This window comes from Furfurilactobacillus curtus, from assembly GCF_045862785.1.
Taxonomy (GTDB): Bacteria; Bacillota; Bacilli; order Lactobacillales; family Lactobacillaceae; genus Furfurilactobacillus; species Furfurilactobacillus curtus.
Map to the genome: position 1 here is coordinate 267,576 of NZ_BQXO01000002.1, position 18,727 is coordinate 286,302.

At 42.1% G+C, this 18,727-nt stretch carries 16 protein-coding genes; 6 read left to right on the top strand and 10 right to left on the bottom strand.

Annotated elements, in window-relative coordinates; genetic code table 11:
- Window positions 1-12 precede the first annotated feature (12 nt).
- From ACKTR2_RS04300 to ACKTR2_RS04310, 3 genes are all read right to left on the bottom strand, one after another.
- Window positions 13-1,494 carry an MFS transporter gene (locus ACKTR2_RS04300; protein WP_407882863.1) on the bottom strand — a complete coding sequence of 494 codons (1,482 nt, stop codon included), beginning with the start codon at window positions 1,492-1,494 and terminating at the stop codon, window positions 13-15.
- A gap of 63 nt (window positions 1,495-1,557) precedes the next feature.
- Window positions 1,558-2,628, bottom strand: coding sequence for an aldose epimerase family protein (locus ACKTR2_RS04305; protein WP_407882865.1), 1,071 nt, complete (start codon window positions 2,626-2,628; stop codon window positions 1,558-1,560).
- Window positions 2,629-2,811: 183 nt separating this feature from the next.
- On the bottom strand, window positions 2,812-4,203 hold the full coding sequence (locus ACKTR2_RS04310; protein WP_407882867.1) for a sugar porter family MFS transporter: 1,392 nt from the start codon (window positions 4,201-4,203) through the stop codon (window positions 2,812-2,814).
- 403 nt (window positions 4,204-4,606) lie between these two features.
- Here ACKTR2_RS04310 and xylA point away from each other — a divergent pair, with 403 nt between their 5' ends.
- The 3 genes from xylA to ACKTR2_RS04325 all read left to right on the top strand — a co-directional run bounded on the left by xylA (window position 4,607) and on the right by ACKTR2_RS04325 (window position 8,804).
- The gene (gene xylA / locus ACKTR2_RS04315; RefSeq protein ID WP_407882869.1) at window positions 4,607-5,947 is read left to right on the top strand and encodes a xylose isomerase; all 1,341 of its coding nucleotides are present in this window, start codon (window positions 4,607-4,609) and stop codon (window positions 5,945-5,947) included.
- A gap of 68 nt (window positions 5,948-6,015) precedes the next feature.
- Complete coding sequence (gene xylB, locus ACKTR2_RS04320) at window positions 6,016-7,518, top strand: xylulokinase (RefSeq protein WP_407882871.1); 1,503 nt, start codon at window positions 6,016-6,018, stop codon at window positions 7,516-7,518.
- Window positions 7,519-7,643: 125 nt separating this feature from the next.
- Window positions 7,644-8,804, top strand: a complete 1,161-nt coding sequence (locus ACKTR2_RS04325) for an ROK family transcriptional regulator (protein ID WP_407882873.1) — start codon at window positions 7,644-7,646, stop codon at window positions 8,802-8,804.
- 276 nt (window positions 8,805-9,080) lie between these two features.
- Here the strand turns inward: ACKTR2_RS04325 and ACKTR2_RS04330 are convergent, their stop codons facing one another.
- The 4 genes from ACKTR2_RS04330 to ACKTR2_RS04345 form a co-directional block, all read right to left on the bottom strand.
- Window positions 9,081-9,866, bottom strand: coding sequence for a CPBP family intramembrane glutamic endopeptidase (locus tag ACKTR2_RS04330; RefSeq protein WP_407882875.1), 786 nt, complete (start codon window positions 9,864-9,866; stop codon window positions 9,081-9,083).
- 354 nt (window positions 9,867-10,220) lie between these two features.
- The gene (locus tag ACKTR2_RS04335; protein ID WP_407882877.1) at window positions 10,221-10,745 is read right to left on the bottom strand and encodes a DUF1440 domain-containing protein; all 525 of its coding nucleotides are present in this window, start codon (window positions 10,743-10,745) and stop codon (window positions 10,221-10,223) included.
- Window positions 10,746-10,943: 198 nt separating this feature from the next.
- Window positions 10,944-11,558 carry a cation transporter gene (locus ACKTR2_RS04340; protein WP_407882879.1) on the bottom strand — a complete coding sequence of 205 codons (615 nt, stop codon included), beginning with the start codon at window positions 11,556-11,558 and terminating at the stop codon, window positions 10,944-10,946.
- On the bottom strand, window positions 11,548-11,880 hold the full coding sequence (locus tag ACKTR2_RS04345; RefSeq protein WP_407882881.1) for an ArsR/SmtB family transcription factor: 333 nt from the start codon (window positions 11,878-11,880) through the stop codon (window positions 11,548-11,550). Before ACKTR2_RS04345 ends, ACKTR2_RS04340 begins: the two co-directional genes overlap by 11 nt.
- A 154-nt stretch (window positions 11,881-12,034) precedes the next feature.
- On the opposite strand from ACKTR2_RS04345, the gene rihA reads away from it, so the two are divergent.
- Entirely contained in the window at window positions 12,035-12,967 is a 933-nt protein-coding gene (rihA, locus tag ACKTR2_RS04350; RefSeq protein WP_407882883.1) for a pyrimidine-specific ribonucleoside hydrolase RihA, read from the top strand.
- Between the two features lie 66 nt (window positions 12,968-13,033).
- Here rihA and ACKTR2_RS04355 read toward each other — a convergent pair whose 3' ends face one another.
- The 3 genes from ACKTR2_RS04355 to ACKTR2_RS04365 form a co-directional block, all read right to left on the bottom strand.
- Window positions 13,034-13,807, bottom strand: coding sequence for a (S)-acetoin forming diacetyl reductase (locus ACKTR2_RS04355; RefSeq protein ID WP_407882885.1), 774 nt, complete (start codon window positions 13,805-13,807; stop codon window positions 13,034-13,036).
- Between the two features lie 168 nt (window positions 13,808-13,975).
- A complete protein-coding gene (locus ACKTR2_RS04360) occupies window positions 13,976-14,665 on the bottom strand; it encodes an ABC transporter ATP-binding protein (protein WP_407882887.1) in 690 nt (229 codons plus the stop codon).
- 9 nt (window positions 14,666-14,674) lie between these two features.
- Window positions 14,675-15,742, bottom strand: coding sequence for an ABC transporter permease (locus ACKTR2_RS04365; protein ID WP_407882889.1), 1,068 nt, complete (start codon window positions 15,740-15,742; stop codon window positions 14,675-14,677).
- 267 nt (window positions 15,743-16,009) lie between these two features.
- On the opposite strand from ACKTR2_RS04365, the gene ACKTR2_RS04370 reads away from it, so the two are divergent.
- Together ACKTR2_RS04370 and ACKTR2_RS04375 are read left to right on the top strand one after the other, a co-directional pair.
- Window positions 16,010-16,996 carry an aldo/keto reductase gene (locus tag ACKTR2_RS04370; protein WP_407882891.1) on the top strand — a complete coding sequence of 329 codons (987 nt, stop codon included), beginning with the start codon at window positions 16,010-16,012 and terminating at the stop codon, window positions 16,994-16,996.
- A gap of 179 nt (window positions 16,997-17,175) precedes the next feature.
- Window positions 17,176-18,633, top strand: coding sequence for an NCS2 family permease (locus ACKTR2_RS04375; RefSeq protein WP_407882893.1), 1,458 nt, complete (start codon window positions 17,176-17,178; stop codon window positions 18,631-18,633).
- The last annotated feature ends 94 nt before the right edge of the window (window positions 18,634-18,727 follow it).

An 18,727-nucleotide genomic window follows, 5' to 3' on the forward strand; every position in this document is an offset into this window, starting at 1 on the left:
AAGATTGATTAGTTATTGTGTAACAGAATCTTTAGCTTTTAACTCAGCGTTCATCTTGGCAACGTAAGCATCTGACAGTGGGTAGCGACTCATAATAATTGCTGCCAATACTGCAAAGATAATCGGTAACCAAATCATTGAAAATTCGATACCACTTTGAGCTGACGCAGATTGAGTGGTAGAGCTTGATTTAAATTTTGCAAATTGCAAAATAAATCCGGGGATAATACCACCTAGGGCTAGCCCAATTTTAAAGAATAATCCCATGATGGCATTGATGATTCCCGCAACGCGCTTTCCTGAAATATATTCACCATTTGAAACAACTTCTGGAACCAATGCCCACATGAATCCGGTTGCAGACGTTAAACCCCACTGCTGCAAGAATCTGCCAAGAAATCCCATCCAGTTAGCAGAAGGCGCTTTAGACCAACCCCAAAGTAATAACGTACCCGCGGTGAAAATAATTAGGAAGGTGTAGAAAAATCCTTTTTTACCTAGGACACGTCGAAGCCAAGGCCAAAGTGTTACAAGAAATATTCCAGGAATGGAGCCGATAAGCCCAACTGAGGCCATCATGGCAGACTTTCCAGTACCACCGCCGAAGTTAAATTGCATGAAGTAAGCCCAAACAGTATTTTGGAAAAACATAAATGTGAAAGCAACTAGGAAGAACCCACCGAGAACTCGCAATGCTGTGTTCCGACGCAATTCTGCAAATAAGTCTGAATATTTAACTTGGTCAGATTCTTCATCTGAGGCGATAACTCGCTCTTTAGTCCCACGGTAAGTAATAAAAAGTAAAATTGCGCCTAAAATCATATAGACACCGAATACTTTAAACCAAGCTCCAGCTGCCGATGGGTCTGCCCAATTTCCCATGTGTAGTTTTAGGCCAAACAGTCCTGTATCGGTTAGCTTATTATCTTTTGGAGCCGCCATTTGAACAAGTAGTGGAAAAAGTGTGTAAACCAATAAATTGCCTGTATTGGCTAACATCATTCGAACAGAGGTTAGTTTGTTAACTTCTTCTTCATCGCGTGTTAGTGAAGCATTTAATGCACCATAAGGAATGTTAACAAAGGAATACACTAATGCCGTAGCTGCATAAGAGAGCGTTGCATAAGAAATGGTGGCCACTGTGTTAGTTCCTAAAACCTTTCCAACAGGTAGAAATAATAAAGCTGCCAAAATAACTAGCGGAATTCCGAAATTAAGCAGATAAGGCCGGTATTTACCGTTCCTTTTAATTTTGGATTTATCAATGACGGCGCCGACCCATGGATCCCAGAAAACATTAATCCATCGAACGACTAAGAAAATTGTGGCCCCAACTCCGGCTGAAATACCGTCAATACTAGTTAAGTAAAATAGTAACCAACCACCCACAGTTCCAAAAATCAGGTTTTGAGCGAAATCACCGGAACCATAAGCTAGTCTGTCACCAGTACTTAGATGAGCAAACTCATTTGGATGTTTTGCATTTGCCGCCATAAGACAGAGCTCCTTAATTATTATGTGTTTTATAAAGTGATGCGAGTCGCTTCAAAAAATTGATTAAATTGAGTTTTGAGTTTTCTCAAAGCTGAGATGATATTTAATTTGTTCAGTTTTAGTTTCTCCTGCCCGAAGAATTGTCGTACCAAATTGAGCATGTTTAGTTGCATCAGGCAGATTTTGAGCTTCAAGTGCAACACCTAGATAAGGGTTGCCAGTACCGTTGGTTCGGATGAAGTTCATGTGTGAATGTGTGAAAGAATTTGCCGTAAAAACAACGAGACCATTACGTGCTGATTCAATGGCAACACTCGTATTGCTGGTAGGATCATTTAAAGTTGCGACAATATTGTTGTCGTCTGGTTGAACATCAAAAACATCATCTAGTCCTTTTTCCTGAGTGTTCTTTAGTTGATTAATGGCGAAACCAAGTTGACGCGATTGGTGAAAATCAAAGGGTGTAGAAGTGGTTGATAAAAATTGGCCTGTCGGGACTTTGTTGGGTAAAGTTAACAATCGTCTTGTGCTATTAATTTGTAAGGTATGTTGCAGAATTGTGTTATCGGAACCAAGATTAAAATAGGTATGCAGGGTTGGATTGAAAAGCGAATCGGCGTCACTGGTACCAACAAATTCAATAGTAATTGTATTGTCCTCTGACAATTGGTAGTAAATTGAGGTTTGCAAAATACCAGGGAATCCATCATCTTCAGGGCGTTGAATCCTCGTTAAGTGAATGGCGGGAATTCCATGCCGCGTTGTTAATTCTCCAGACCAGACCTGAGAATTAAAACCGTGCGGTCCACCGTGCAATAAGGTGGTTCCTTCATTTGGGAGCAATTTATAAGAATGACCATTTAGTTGAAATTCAGCGTTGCTGATACGCCCCGCAGTTCGCCCAATTGCCATGCAGACATAGAATGGATTATCAAAATAGTCGGTACTATTAGGATAATTTAAGACGAGATTACGCGGGCCTTTTTTTGTTGGAATCGTGATTTCATACAGAATTCCGCCAAGATTGAGTACTGAGATACAGACGCCATTGTCATTTTGAAGCTTATACTGGTAAATCTGTTGATTATTAAAAATGTCAAATGGTCTAATTGAAGTTTGATAACGTTTTTTCATTCAATGAACCTGTCTTAAAAATTAGTTTAGTAAATCGTATATATTCGGAGTTACCACCAAAGTGGTGTGAAAAAAGGTGGTTGGACCGGATCTTTCTTTGTTAAAGGACGATTGGCCCAAATACAAAGTGTTTTAAAGAGCTGTTTGAGCAGCATATAAATCCACTTCCTTTAAAAGAAATATTTAGTTAAGGCTGTCTGAAGAAACTGTTTTGTCAGTTGATGTTTCTGGCTCTCCGGCACGTGCTCGTAAAGACATTTCAATATCTTCGAGTGAACGATTGCGAGTTTCGAAGACCCTAGCATGAACAAACCAAATTGCCACAAAACAAAGTATGCCGTAACCGATGAAAAGACTGCCGGTACCAAATAGGTTAAGCAATGGTGGAAATGTAAGTGAAACAATCATGTTAGCACCCCAGTTGACCACACTGCTGAAAGAGTTCCCTAAACCACGTATATTTAGCGGGAATACTTCACCAATCATGACCCACATTACTGGACCCCAAGTTGCTGAGAAAAATGCAATATAAATGGTTAGTGCGATGACACAAACGATTGCGGCAGTGGTTGATCCATGAGAAAACTTCATTGCAATACTCATGATTAAGAGGCATACACCCATTCCAATACCACCACCAATAAGCATTTTTTTACGGTCAATTTTATCCATGACAGCAACGGCAATTGCCGTGACGATGACGTTAAAAATGCCAATGCCGATATGAGCGAGTAAAGCTGCCGAGACACCAAAACCAACATCAGTGAAAATAGTCGGGGCGTAGTAAAGAACCGTGTTACAACCCATTACTTGTTGAAAAATGGCTAAACCGACGCCAATGACTAGGGCTGGTCGGACAGTTTTGCCAAATAACTCATGCCAACCACCACTTTTAATAGAAGCTTGTTGAGTAATTTGCTTAAGCTCTGTGTCAACGGCTGCTTGGTCGTGATGATTCATTTGATCTAAAACCTGCTTAGCAGTCTCAAGCTGTCCTGTCTTTACTAGGAAACGTGGGCTTTCAGGTAACAAGAGTCCTCCTAAGAAGAGAATTGCCGCTGGAATCGCCGCAAAGCCTAGCATCCAGCGCCAACCATAATAGAATCCGGAGAAACTGTAATTGGTAATATAAGCTAATAAAATGCCTGTCATTACCATGAGTTGGAACAGACTTGAAACCGTTCCACGTTTATCCGCCGGTGATAATTCCGACAGGTAAGTTGGAATGAGTGCAGAGGCCGCACCAACACCCATTCCTAAGACGATTCGAGAAAGGATTAGCGTCCAAAATTCAGGTGAAAAAGCTGATCCTAACGCTCCCACAAAGAAAATGACGGATGACAGTAGAACTAATTTACGCCGTCCATAATGATCAGACATAGGTCCGATAATTGCGGCACCTAGTACAGCACCTAGAAGGACAGCACTGACAACCCAACCTTGTTGCCACGAACCCAAACGAAGCTGTTTTTGAATAAATAAAATTGCTCCAGAGATGACACCAGTGTCATAGCCAAATAGAAGACCGCCTAAGGCACCAAAGAAATAAACGAAACCGGTCGATACTTTATGCATAGCAGCAAACTCCTCATGTTTATAGTTAGTCTGTAACGCCTTTGTAAGTTGGTCTAATAACACGAAAGAAACGAGTTAGTAGAACCGAAAAACTAACTGGTGACATTGTGGCGCGTTTGCTGAAATAATGCAAGCGCTTTCTCTAAAATAGTGATTTTTATCACAATCATTATTAGGACGGTAAACCGTTTTATTAGTTGGTGGAGACAGATCCCGGCGTAGCAAGCATAGATGTATATTTGATGATTTTAAAGTAGGTATATAAAGAAGCAATTGTCAGGACGTGGTCGATAATAAAATAAAATTAATGAAAGGGGTTGCAAAAATAGAAACATGCGAATATAGTTTGATTCGTAAGTTGGTTGTTTAGGAAAACTAACATAAAAAATGGAGGTTCATAATCATGGCTTATTGGAATGTTGACAAGGTGCCTTATGTAGGTACAAGCAATTTGAAATCTGGACTAGGTTTTCATTACTACCAGCCAGATAAAATGGTTGGTGGCAAAAAGATGCGGGACTGGTTGCGTTTTGCAGTTGCCTATTGGCATACTTTTGACCAGCGGCTAGTTGATCCATTTGGTGATGGAACTGCTCAGCGTCCCTACGATAAATTCACGGATCCGATGGACCTTGCTTTAGCAAAAGTCGATGCAGCATTTGAGTTTTATGACAAACTTGGTGTTGATTTCCTGTGCTTCCATGATCGCGATTTAGCGCCTGAAGGAAATACATTACGGGAAACTAATGCGAACTTGGATAAAGTCGTTGATAAGATTGTTGAGTATCAAAAAACATCTGGTATGAAAGTATTATGGAATACGTCTAATTTATTCAGTAACCCTCGTTTTGTTGAAGGTGCTGCAACTGCACCATACGCCGACATCTTTGCTTATTCTGCTGCACAATTAAAACACAGTCTCGAAATTGGTAAGCGTGTGGGTTCGGAAAACTATGTTTTCTGGGGTGGCCGTGAAGGTTATGAGTCACTTTGGAACACAAATATGAAGGAAGAACAAGAACACGCGGCCAAATTCTTCCATATGGCTAAGGATTATGCGAACGAAATTGGTTTTGATGCACAAATGTTGTTGGAACCAAAACCAAAGGAACCAACGACCCATCAGTACGATACTGATGCCGCGACAACGATTGCCTTTATGAAAGAATATGGCTTGGAAGACGATTTTAAGTTGAACTTGGAAGGCAACCATGCCAATCTTGCTGGCCATACTTATCAACACGAAATTAAGACCGCGGTTGACGCAGGATTACTTGGTTCACTTGATGCTAATCAAGGGGACAAGTTAATTGGTTGGGATATTGATGAATATCCGTCTGATTTGTATGAAACAACTGCTGCGATGTATGAAGTAATTCTAAATGGGGGAATCGGTCCTCACGGTGGATTAAACTTTGATTCAAAACCACGACGCTCATCGTTTGAACCAAATGATTTATTCTACGGGCACATTGTGGGGATGGACAGCTTTGCTGCCGGTCTCTTAGTGGCTCAAAGAATGTATGAAGATAAAGTATTGGAAGATCTTAAAGACAACCGATACGCATCATATAAATCTGGCATAGGCGCAGATATTGAAAGCGGCAAGGCAGACTTTAAATCACTGGAAGCATATGCAATCGATAAACCACAGTCTGAATTAATTGCTGCAACTCACTCTGACCATTTGGAACAAATTAAAGATACTATCAACCACTACATTGTTGATACCTTAGGCAAGTAATTATGTTATAAAAGTTAAACAGAGAGGGTGAGGCAAGTCCTCACTCTCTTTTTTTAGGAGGATGAATCATGAGTTATGTATTAGGTGTTGATTTAGGAACCAGCGCCGTTAAGGTATCAGCCGTTGATCGTCATGGTAAAATAGTGGCCCAAGAAAGTTATGCGTATGATTTGCATCAGCCAGCACCCGGTTATAGTGAACAAAACCCTGAAGATTGGGTTTCTGGAACGACGGTGGCTATCGTGCGGTTGATATTAAATGATCATATTCGATCTGAAGATATTGACGGGATCAGTTATTCAGGACAAATGCATGGGTTAGTTTTATTAGATGAAAACAATCAAGTTTTGCGACCAGCAATTCTCTGGAATGACACACGAACTAGTGAACAGCGAACAGAAATCATGCGGGCAATGGGTGATGACTTTGTTAACATTACTCGAAATGAACCACTGGAAGGCTTTACTTTACCTAAACTATTATGGGTTAAAGAACATGAACCAGATATCTTTAACCAAGCGACTACCTTTTTACTTCCGAAGGATTACTTAAGATATCGAATGACAGGAAAATTAGGAATGGACTATTCAGATGCTTCTGGCACTGTAATGATTGATGTCATCGGCCATCAATGGAGTGAAGTTATTTGCGATCGTTTTGGAATTCCTCGTTCAATGTGTCCGCCGTTACTTGAATCTGTTGACTACGTTGGCAATATTTCGACAAGTTATGCAGCTTTTTCAGGATTGGATAATCATACAAAGGTTTTTGCTGGTGGGGCAGATAATGCCTGTGGGGCAATTGGCGCTGGAATCCTTAAATCAAATATGGTTTTATCCAGCATTGGTACATCGGGCGTTGTTTTGAAATTTGAGGATGATCCTACTGTGAATTATCACGGTCAATTGCAGTTTGAAAACCATGCGATTCCAAATGCTTATTATTCGATGGGAGTCACACTTGCGGCCGGATATAGTTTAAATTGGTTTAAAAAAACGTTCGCCCCCGATGAAGACTTTAGTGATTTTGTATCAACTGCGTCGAGTGCACCTGTTGGTAGCCATGGATTGTTGTTCGCACCTTATATTGTTGGTGAACGGGCACCATATGCAGATGCAGATATTCGCGGTAGCTTTATTGGTTTAGATGGCACGCAAAAAAGAAGTGATTTTGTCCGTGCCATCCTTGAAGGAATTGTCTTTTCATTTCGGGATATTTTGGATCTGTTTAAAGAACAAGGCAGCCAATTTGATACCGCTGTTTCGATTGGTGGTGGGGCCAAAAGTGCGGTGTGGCTACAAATTCAAGCAGATATTTTTAATACAAAAGTAGTGAGCTTAAAAAACGAACAGGGTCCAGGAATGGGAGCTGCAATGTTAGCTGCAGTCGGCTTAGGGTGGTTTGACACTCTAGCAGATTGTGCGAAAGAATTTGTTCATTTTGATAAGGTTTATCGGCCGATTACAGAAAATGTTCGAAATTATCAAAAATTACATGAAATTTATCGACAAATCTATGGGAAAACAGCGGATTTGAGTCATCAATTATTGAATTTTAGACGTGATTTATAGAAGTTCGACAGCGATCTGTTTAGGCGGCAGATATCGAACTATAAAAGGTACCATTTTTCGTTTTTGAGCTGATAGCTACTATTCTGGTTTATACTTATGATAAAAAAGCAAGGTAGGAACAACTATTGGCGAAAAAAGTTTTAAATCAAGATGTGATGCGGGATGTGAACCAAAAGTTGGTGTTGCAGCAAATTTTCAACGAGGGACCCATTTCTCGAATTGACATTTCCAAACGGCTTAAACTAAATAAATCGACTGTATCTACGCTTTTTAATATGCTTCAGGATGAAAACCTTGTCGTAGAACTCGGTGAAGGCGAGGCGTCCGTCAATGGTGGTCGTCGGCCTCGTTTCACTAAAATAAATGGTCATTGGGGGTATACTGTTAGTTTTGAAATTGGCTACCGGCATTTGCATATGATGGTTAATTATCTTGGCGGAGAAATTATCTCATTCAATAATTACGACATCGTTGGCTTTGATATGTCGGCAATTTTAGAATTAATGGTGGCAAAATTACATGTTCTAAGGATTTCTGATACTAGTCGTGGCTTATTGGGGATTTGCGTGGCTGTTTCTGGAATTGTTGATAACAATCGCATAACTTATGCGCCTTTTTTAGATATGTCGCACGAAAATCTTCAAACAGACTTGGAAAACGAGTTTTCGGTCCCAGTTGTGATTGAAAACGAAGCCAACCTGTCGGCCATTTATGAACGAGATTTCAATAGTGCTGGGGATTTTAATAACACCTTAACGGTTAGTATCCATAAAGGAATTGGTGCGGGAATTATCATTAACGGCCGGCTGTATCGTGGCCTCCATGGTGAAGCCGGTGAAATCGGACGAAGCATTATGATGGATGCTAATGTAGGTGTGATGGATCAATTTCGCAAGGTTGAGGATTATTGCTCTGAAGATGCGATTATTGGGCTAGCACAGTCGATTAAGGAAGATTCCACTATTCAACGACAGGACTTAGTCACCTTGTTTTTGGCAGATGACGCGGATATAAAACGGATTTTAAAAGAATTTTGTGCCGCTATTTCAAAAATTTTATTTAACGTTGCTGCAAATTTTGACCCAGAAGTTATTTTTCTTAATTCACCACTTATTGAGGCTTTACCAGAATTGTTGTCCGAAATACGTCAGGATTATCGGCAAATTGCAGAAAACCGTTCTCTGATTCAATTGGCACAAAATTCACAGTATGCAACATTGCTGGGAGGATGCTCGTTAATCACTCATGAATTTCTAAATATGACGGATTATGTACTGAAATTTTAGTGAGATATTCTCAATAACTGGCAGCAATGATGTGAGTATGTTGCGGTTGTGATGGTTAGCCGAGTCATTGATGAAAGAAGATGTATTCTTTTTAAAAAGTTGTCAGTTAATTCTGTTTTGACGATTGAAGGTAATGTACAAGCTCAATTCATGTTCGTGATATCAGTTGATTTCGATCGCTGACTGAAAAAATAAAAGCTAACTTTAAAAAATTGTGTCACATAAAAGTGCCTGTAAATGAGAGATTTAAAGCTCATTTACAGGCACTTATTTTACCTAAAAATTTCCAGAATAGTCGTACAAAAAGTGGCTGGCGGTAAAGGTCCATAAGTTGCGTGTTCGTAACCATAGGCAGCCGTCAATGATGGTGGGGAGGCCAACTTCAAAAACAGCTTCCGGCAGGTTGTAACCGTAAGAACTATAATGCCAGGCACCAAATAGTAGGGCGGTCATGAGAAATGCCAACCAATATCGTAAGGTAGGACGGTTAATCCACCACAAGGCCACAAATAAAATCGTGAACAGACTCAGGCGGAAGACATCTTCACTAGGCAGTTCATACCAGTTGTTGATCATATAGGTGACAAAGCGTTGCCAGATGGTTCCATGAACAGTGACCAAACCTTCAGCGGCGTCTGTCACATCTTTAATCTTCGCTGCAGCACCGATTTGGCTAGCCCAACTATCTAAGACACCACCTAAATAAGTAATGATGATAATGGCCAAAATTGATTCGATGATTCCGGTCCGTCGAGGCGGTGCAGGTCGTTGACGGCGGTGTAACCAGCGGCTTAATTGCCAGAAAAAGAAAAACACAATTCCCGCGATATAATAGCTATACCAACCACCGAATACGACGATATTATTTAACCAAGCAGGGAAGCCTTGGGGTAGTAGGTGAGTATGCTGTAAATCCGGCAGTAATTCACTCAGTATGCCACAGACAGCAGTTAAAATAATCAGAAACCATGATAACCAAGGAGACTTCCCTAGCCAAAAGACTAGGGTGATATCTGTTTGGTCATTAGGTTCAAGAACGAAATAACGTTTCAAACGTTGCATGAAACCAACTCCTAAAGGTCGCTAACCAACCGAGTTAACGAATCAAGTAATGCCTAATTCTGCCAGGTAACGGTTAGAAGTGCAAGGCGATGGTCTTAAAGAGCGCCCAATAACTCAAAGTCGTTGAATATTACAGGAAAAGTATACAAATTTGGTCATTAATAACCATGGTAAATTTAGCAATAAAACAATTGTTATCTTTGCAAGATTGCAACCAATCCTGTTTAGTTAAGCAAGATACGTAACATTAAACGAATTGCTTCGAGGATGCCAGTTATCATTGCGAGGGTTGCTAACCCGCCGGCAACGTACCAGCAGGCGTGGTAAAAAGTTTGTTTTGTCATGAAAATATCCTCATTGTTTGTGATTTAGGGTTTGGTAGAGTTGGCTGATGAATACGTCGTTGGTCCACATCCAAACTGCGTGACCAAAAGATTCTGAGAGATGCTCTGCTAGTGGCTGATCTTTTGCGGCCGGAATGGTATGCATTTTTGGCAATAAGTACAGGTGATAAGCTGCCCATACACCTAAGCCAAAGATAACACCATGGCCAGCTTTTACTTTTGGCAGTCGTTGTCCGGCTAATGCGTAGGCAACAGCAAATGTTGTCGAGAAACCAAAATGCATGAGAAAGCCAGCAATGGGCATTTGCTGTTTTGAGTAAGTGTAACTTGCATTTAATAGGCGTGGTGGTAAGCGCAATTGTTCCAGCAGATGTTGCGGTGGGTTGGGATTATCACGCTCGGGTGTGCGCGGTGGCAATAGCGCCTCCCAGCCAATCTTGACCATGCCAGAGATAACGCCAGCGATTAAACCAGCTTCAATGGCAGCTGACATGTTGGTTTTGTGTTTGTTTGGTTTAGACTTATATTTTGCCATAATGATCAAGCTCCTCACGTTTTTGGCTAGGTTAATTATAGGCTGTGGCTGGCTAAAGTGCGAGTAATGGATGTGGCTAACGCGGAAAATAATTTTGCGATCCTTTATAAAAAGGGGGAGCGGATGATTGCGTACAAATTAGAACTAATTTAAAAAGAGGTGGTCCTCAAAAGGCCATCTCTTTGTCTTGCAGCGATTCTAATCCTCGCCGTGAAAAGCTTCCCAACCTTCGCTAGCGATGAAGTAAACGAGGACTAATGCACCGATCGAATCGGCCCACCACCAACCTAATAGGGCTGTGACCATAGCACCGATCAGAACGGTAGCCGCCATATAAGCGCAGGTAATATTGCACATGCCGTCTTCAATTAAGGCCAGTGAATTAATTTTCTTGCCCAACGATCGTTTGCGAATGGTCAAGATCGGCATCAGCAGAACCGAAGCGATTGCAATGGCCATCCCTGAAAAGCTTGATTCAGGGGCTTGGTGAGTCAAGAGATTATAGCCAGCCGTCAAGGTGACATAAACGGCCAACAGTAATAGAATACCGCCGACAATGCGACCGGAGCGCCGTTCAGCTTGTTCAATTCGTTCCTTACTAGCGCCGGCTTGTTCTTGCCGTAACCGCCAGACGAGCGTGATGCCAGCGATAATTTCCAGGAAGCTGTCCAAACCAAAAGCGACCAATAATATAGAACCGGCCTTAATTCCGGCACATAACCCGACTAAAAATTCAAATGCCATCCAAGCGACCGAAAAGTACTCGGTGTGCAAACCCTGAGTGATATAACGTGTTTTGACATTAGTGTCCATGCTTTTCTCCCCTAATAACGTGATCAACGTGCTCGAGTGCCTCATTTAAAACATCCAAAATATGCGGGTCGTCTAAGCGATACACATTTGTCTTGCCTTGTCTGGTTGCACTAATAAGCTGGTGTTGGCGCAATTTGGCCAATTGATGCGAAGCAGCTGACTGTTCTAAGCCTAATTGAGCACTGATTTGCGAGACCGTTAAATCTTGTTGTTCCAGCAGATACAATAATTGCATCCGAGTCGGGTTACTGAGTAATTGAAATAATGTATGAGCCTCATTGAGATGTTGTTCTTCGATGAAGCGAGGTGACGGAGATGTCATCAGATGATCATCCTTTCATATGATGAAATCATCATATAACCGTTTGCTCTAAATTGCAAACGGTTAAGTTGCACTAGTGTAAGCGTTTTCTAATATACTATCGTCTGATACACTATTGTTAAGTGTTCTGATAATAAACACAAAGGAGTTCCTAATGAAGAAAATTATTCTGGATTGCGATCCCGGCCACGATGACGCCTTGGCGATGATGTTGGCGGTCGCCTCACCGGAGATTGAGTTGGCGGCCGTAACGACTTCGGCGGGCAATCAAACGCCTGAAAAAACGCTAAATAATGCGATGCGGATGTTGACCCTTTTGCAACGGCAAGATATCCCGGTCGCCAGTGGTAATAAAACACCACTGGTGCAACCATTGGCGACTGCCGGAAATGTTCATGGTAAGACGGGGTTAGATGGAGCGGACTTACCGGATCCGGACTTCCAACCCCAAGATATGACGGCAATTGAGTTGATGGCGAAGACGATCCGGGAAGCAACTGAGAAGGTAACTTTAGTTGTGACTGGGCCGATGACGAATGCCGCCTTATTTTTGCGCGTGTATCCAGAATTGGCCGCACGTATTGAACGAATTGTCTTTATGGGCGGTGCGATGGGATTGGGTAATTGGACCCCATCGGTGGAATTTAATATTTATGTTGATCCGGAAGCCGCTAAGATCGTTATGAATTCAGGGATTCCGTTAACAATGGCCCCATTGAACGTCACACATCAAGCGCAAATTATGAAAGATGAAATTGCGACAATTGGTACGATTAATAATCCAGTGGCACAAGCTTTTAAAGGCCTTCTAGACTTCTTTGAAATTTATCATGAAAATCCAAAATGGGGCTTTTCTGGCGCACCGTTACATGATCCGTGCACAATTGCCTGGCTGATTGATCCGACGATGTTTGAAAGTGACTTGATGAATGTCGATGTAGAAACAACAGGGGATTTGGTCAAAGGAGAAACGGTTTGCGATTACTATGAATTAACGGGTAAGCCGAAGAATACAGATGTTTTGCTAAAAATTGATCGATCACGTTTTATCGAATTAATTATGCAATCGTTAAAATCATTCAACTAACTAAATGAGCAACCAAAAAGCCACCGATATCAAAATCGATGGCTTTTCAGATATAGGATTTAAATTTTAGTGGAAGACCATGCCACCGTCGACAGTGATTGTCTGACCGGTGATGTAATCAGAGTCAGTTCCAGCTAAGAAACTAACAACATTTGCAACATCTTCTGCCTCAGATAAGCGATTTAATGTGATGTCTTTTGTGAAGGTTTGTAGTCCCCACTCGTCATCTTTACCGGCATTTTGACCAACTTCATGAGCAATGTCCATCATCATCGGTGTCCGGACAATTCCCGGTGCATACGCGTTAACGGTGATTTGATCGGCTGCTAATTCTTTAGCCGTGGTCTGGGTAATACCGCGAATGGCAAATTTAGTTGAGCCATAAACGGTTAAATTTGGATTGCCGACTTCGCCAGCTTGAGAGGTGGCGTTAATGATTTTTCCACCGTGACCCAACCGTTTCATGGCAGCATGAGCAGCTTGCGTGCCCCAAACGACACCACCGGTGTTAATCATCGTCACGTTGGTTAATTGTTCTGGTGTCACGTCATCAATCGGAGTGGTTGGTGCCACACCAGCGTTATTGACGATGACATTTAAATCGCCTAACTGGGCAACGGTATCATCAACCGCTTTGAAAACCTGATCGCGGTCAGCAACATCGGCAACAAGTGCGATTGCTTTACCACCATGATTTGTAATTGTAGCAGCGACATCATCTAATTTAGATTTGGTGCGGCCGATAAGGGCAACGGCAAAACCATCACGAGATAAACGATCAGCAATGGCAGCGCCGATTCCTTGACCAGCACCGGTAATAAAAGCGACTTTTTGAGTCATGTGTAAGAACCTCTGTTTCTTGTGAAATTATGAACTAAAAATCAGTATACCGAACTCGACCAATAAAAACTAGTCCTAATTTAATGAGATGTATGCTCGAAAAAATTGATTTTTAGACAATAAAAAGCCAAGCCTTTTGGGCAACCTAAGGCTTGGCTGGGTGATTGGTTAAGCGTTGTTGACTGGAGTTTGACGTGTCATTTGTCCATCTTCAATTTTGTAGATTACATCACTTTTAGTAATCAGTCGTTCATCATGGGTCACCATGATGATGGCTTTATTCAGGTCATGAGCTTCACTAACTAAGCGATCAACCACATCGAATGACCGTTGTGAGTCAAGGCTAGCAGTCGGTTCGTCAGCCAAAATGACGTCGGGATTATGGAATAATGCTTTGGCGATAGCTACTCGTTGACGCTCACCACCGGACAATTCGTTTGGTAACGCATTATCCATATCGCGTAAATCTAAGCGGTCGAGTAATTGCCGCATTTCATCTACTTGGAATTTTTGATGAGCAAGGCGATCGATGAGCTTAAATTGTTCACTGACAGTTAAGAATGGAATTAAGTTTGAGCTTTGTAAGATAAAGCCCACGTGGTCAAATCGATATTGAAGGCGTTGTTTTTCTGTCTGTTGAGCGATATCAACGCCATTGAGTAGGACTTGCCCACTCGTTGGTCGTTGTAAACCGGCCGCAATTGTGAGAAACGTACTCTTTCCTGAACCTGAAGGCCCAATTACTGAGACAAATTGTCCAGGTTCGATTTGAAAATTGACGTTGGTTAGAGCATTAACGGCCACGTGACCGCTACCGAATTGTTTGGTGACATTAACAAGTTCCATTACGTTTGCCATGTGAACCTCCTATTTAATCGCGATAACTGGGTTAATGTGAGCAATGGTGCGCCATGATAACAAGGAACCGAGAATCGAGGCGACCACCAGTGAAATACCATAGATGCCGAGCTGACCATAATTTAGGGCAAATGGCATCCCACTTGGGGCCACGTTACCGATTAGAATCGTGACAGCTAGCCCGATAATGACACTGATGAGACTCATCACAGTGGCCTGCGTGACAACGCTAGCGAGAATATGATTGGTCCCAATACCTTCAACCTTCATGACGCCGAAGAGGGACTGCTTTTGTAGCGTTAAGACGTACATGAAGATCCCGATAATCGCTAATGACATGGCAAACAAGAAGTAAATCATCGTATTTAACGTAGTCTGTTCAGCACTGTAACCAGGTAAATTTTGAATGAACGTGTTGATTGGTAATCGCTGTAAGTTGTGATCATTTGAAGTCAACTTGCTGCTTTTTGAAATCAGCGCATTGATCGGTAGTGGCTTTGTGACTGGTTGGCCACCGACTGATTTGATATGAGCCAGCGTACTGATATCGGTATATAACGTTGGCGCAATGCTGTAGGTACTTTTCCCATAACTACCGACGACCTTCAGCAATTGGGTGTTAGAACCTAAGCGAATCTGATCGCCAATCTTAACGCCCTGATCCTTCAGATTCTTAGAAATAATCACTTGGTTCTTGCCATTAACTGCATGACCATGCGTAACCTTCGGCATGACGAACGCATCGCGGTTGGTTGCTAGTGCAGATATGTTAATTTTGGTCGATTTGCCGGCTTTTTGTAAAGCCGTGTTAGTCAAACTAACCGGCACAACTTTGCGACCTTTAACGTCATTCTTGGCTGCCGTCGTGAGTTGTGAGGCCGAGATGTTCTTATTGGCGTCTTTATTGAGATAGACATATTTTGCTTGCCACTGGTCGATTGCGAGGCGATTTCCTTGCGAAAGCCCATTGGCCAGTCCAGCCAAGACAAAGACGACTAAGGCGATTAGTACCATAACACCAGTGAGTAGACTGAAACGGAGTCGTTCACGGCGCATTTCTTTTAATCCTAAGTACATTTTATTTGCTCCTTAAGTTTATTTATCAAGTGATAAACGAATGACTTTATTATAACCAATGCTGATAAAAATACAACGATTAAATTTATCCCGAATGAAAATAACCTAATCCTGTTAGCTACTAACTGAGATTTAATGTGTGACGCCTGCTGCCAAATTGAAAGTCTAGGGAAGGTACAGGAGGCTAATCTTATTCGATAATCAAACAATCTCTGATGAGGCGTGCAAAAGCCGTATACTAGAAGAAACACGAAATGAGGGATGGTCATGTATCTGGCAAATGAACAACGTTATCAAATAATGCTTTATCGCCGAGCTGGTCATAGTGGACTAAAATTATCCGCATTAGGACTGGGACTGTGGCATAACTTTGGCAGTGTTGATGTGTTCGAGACGCAAAAAAAAATCGTGCGGACGGCTTTTGACGCTGGGATTACCTATTTTGACTTAGCAAATAATTATGGGCCAGAGCCAGGGAGCGCGGAAACAAATTTCGGACAAATATTAGCTACGGATTTAAAACCTTATCGTGATGAAATCGTGATCGCAACTAAAGCAGGTCATCGAATGTGGCCTGGGCCTTATGGCGATGGCGGTTCAATGAAAAATGTTTTGGCGAGTGCCGACCAAAGTTTGCATCGGCTGCAAACAGACTATGTGGACATCTTTTACTCTCATCGTCCTGATCCTGACACGCCGGTCGAGGAAACCGCGTATGCTTTAGACAAATTAGTGCGACAAGGCAAGGCTCTGTATGTTGGGATTTCAAAATATAATCCACAACAAACAGCGGCAATTGAGGCTGTTTTTGCAGATTTACATACGCCTTATGTTGTTCATCAGGATCGATACAATTTATTTGATCGACATGTAGCGGATGGTCTGCTGCAAAAATTGCGACAAGATCATACGGGATTAGTGACGTTTAGCTCTTTGGCACAGGGGTTACTGACGGGACGCTATTTGCAAGGGATTCCTGCTGATTCACGTGCACATCGGTCTGATAGCCCATTTTTACATGAAGATCAAGTCGAATCGTCCTTGACTAAGATTCGCCAGCTCAACGAAGTGGCGCAAGCTCGCGAACAGAGTCTGGCTGAAATGGCGTTGTCTTGGCTGATTCGTCAACCTGATATCAGTAGTGTGCTCATTGGCGCTAGTCGACCAAGTCAGTTGTTGGATAACTTAAAGGCGTTAGATCGACTTGACTTTACATCGGCAGAATTAACGAAAATTGATGAAATTACTGCATAACATAAAAATAGCCGTGGAAATCCGAGAAATGTTCGGAATTTCCACGGCTATTTTTATGTTAGATTCGTATTTCAAGAAACTTGTGGCGGTTCAATGCTGTTAGTGATATGATTTACTCGTTTTAAGGGAACTTTTTTCTTTACATTTGCTTGTATTGTTCGTATATGGAGGAAGAAATTGTGACTGACTATTTTAAACTGAAGCAAAATGGTACCACCGTAGGAACTGAAATTGGGGCAGGGATCACAACTTTTTTTGCCATGTCTTACATTCTTTTTGTTAACCCACAGATTTTGGGACAGACGGGAATGCCTGTTCAAGCAGTTTTTTTAGCCACAATTATTGCCTCAGTGACTGGTACATTAGTCGTCGGTTTGTTCGCTAATGTTCCTTATGCTTTGGCACCAGGAATGGGACTGAACGCTTTTTTCACTTACACCGTCGTGATGGGATTGGGGTTCAGGTGGCAACAGGCGTTGGCGCTCGTGTTCTTCTGTGGCGTCATCAACATCCTCATCACGGTCACTAAAGTTAGAAAAATGCTGATTTCGGCGATTCCCCTCAATTTACAGTTGGCAATTAGCGGTGGTATTGGTGCGTTTATTGCTTATGTCGGGCTGAAAAACGCGAATTTTCTGCAATTTACCAGCGATGCGGGTAATATACTGTCTGTTAATGGCACGACATTTTCAGCGACACAACACCATTTTGGCCATGGTATTGAAACTGTGGTCACCGGTGGTGGCATTGTGCCAGCGCTGCAGGCATTCAGTTCACCGAGCGTTTTATTGGCCTTGATTGGTTTAATCATTACCGTCCTGCTCAAAGTCAGAAAGATCCCTGGCGCTTTGTTAATGGGCATTTTGCTCACAACTGTGATTGGGATCCCAATGGGCGTAACAAATATTCATCCATCCAGTGATTTCTCCTTTGCAGCATCGTGGCATTCACTCAGCACGACCTTTTTAGCTGCTTTTTCAGATAAAGGAATGGGATCGTTATTTGCTAGTCGAAATCGAATTATGCTGGTGTTAATGACGATTTTGTCATTTAGTTTGTCTGATATTTTTGACTCTTTAGGCACTTTTATTGGGACCGGCCGCCAAACAGGCATTTTCGCTGGTAAAGAGGAGCTAGCATTAGAAGCTCAGTCAGGCTTTAAGTCGAAGCTTGATAAAGCGTTATTTGCGGATTCAATTGCGACTGGTGTGGGTTCGATTTTTGGGACGTCTAACTTAACAACTTATGTAGAGAGCTCCGCTGGCATTAGTGCGGGTGGCCGAACTGGTTTAACGAGCGTCGTGGTTGCAGGACTGTTCCTTCTTAGTTCACTTGCTTCGCCATTACTTTCGGTTATTCCAACCGCAGCCATCGCACCGTCATTAATTCTGGTTGGAATTATGATGATGAGTTCATTCAATCAGATTCCATGGAATGATTTGGCCGAGGCCATTCCTGCGTTCATGACCGCTTTCATCATGGCCTTTGCTTACAACATTACTTATGGCATTGCAGCTGGTTTTATCTTCTTCTGCTTAATCAAGACTGTCTTGGGTAAGCCGAGAGAAGTTCACCCATTGATTTGGATCGTTTCGTTACTGTTTGTTGTGAACTTTGTCGTCTTGGCCGTGGTGTAATCGTTGCTTTAAGGACAGGCTAGTTTGTAAAACGTAAACCTTGGCGTAGTCGGGATTAGCTGTCTATCATTTCAAATGACCCAATCGTAGTGAA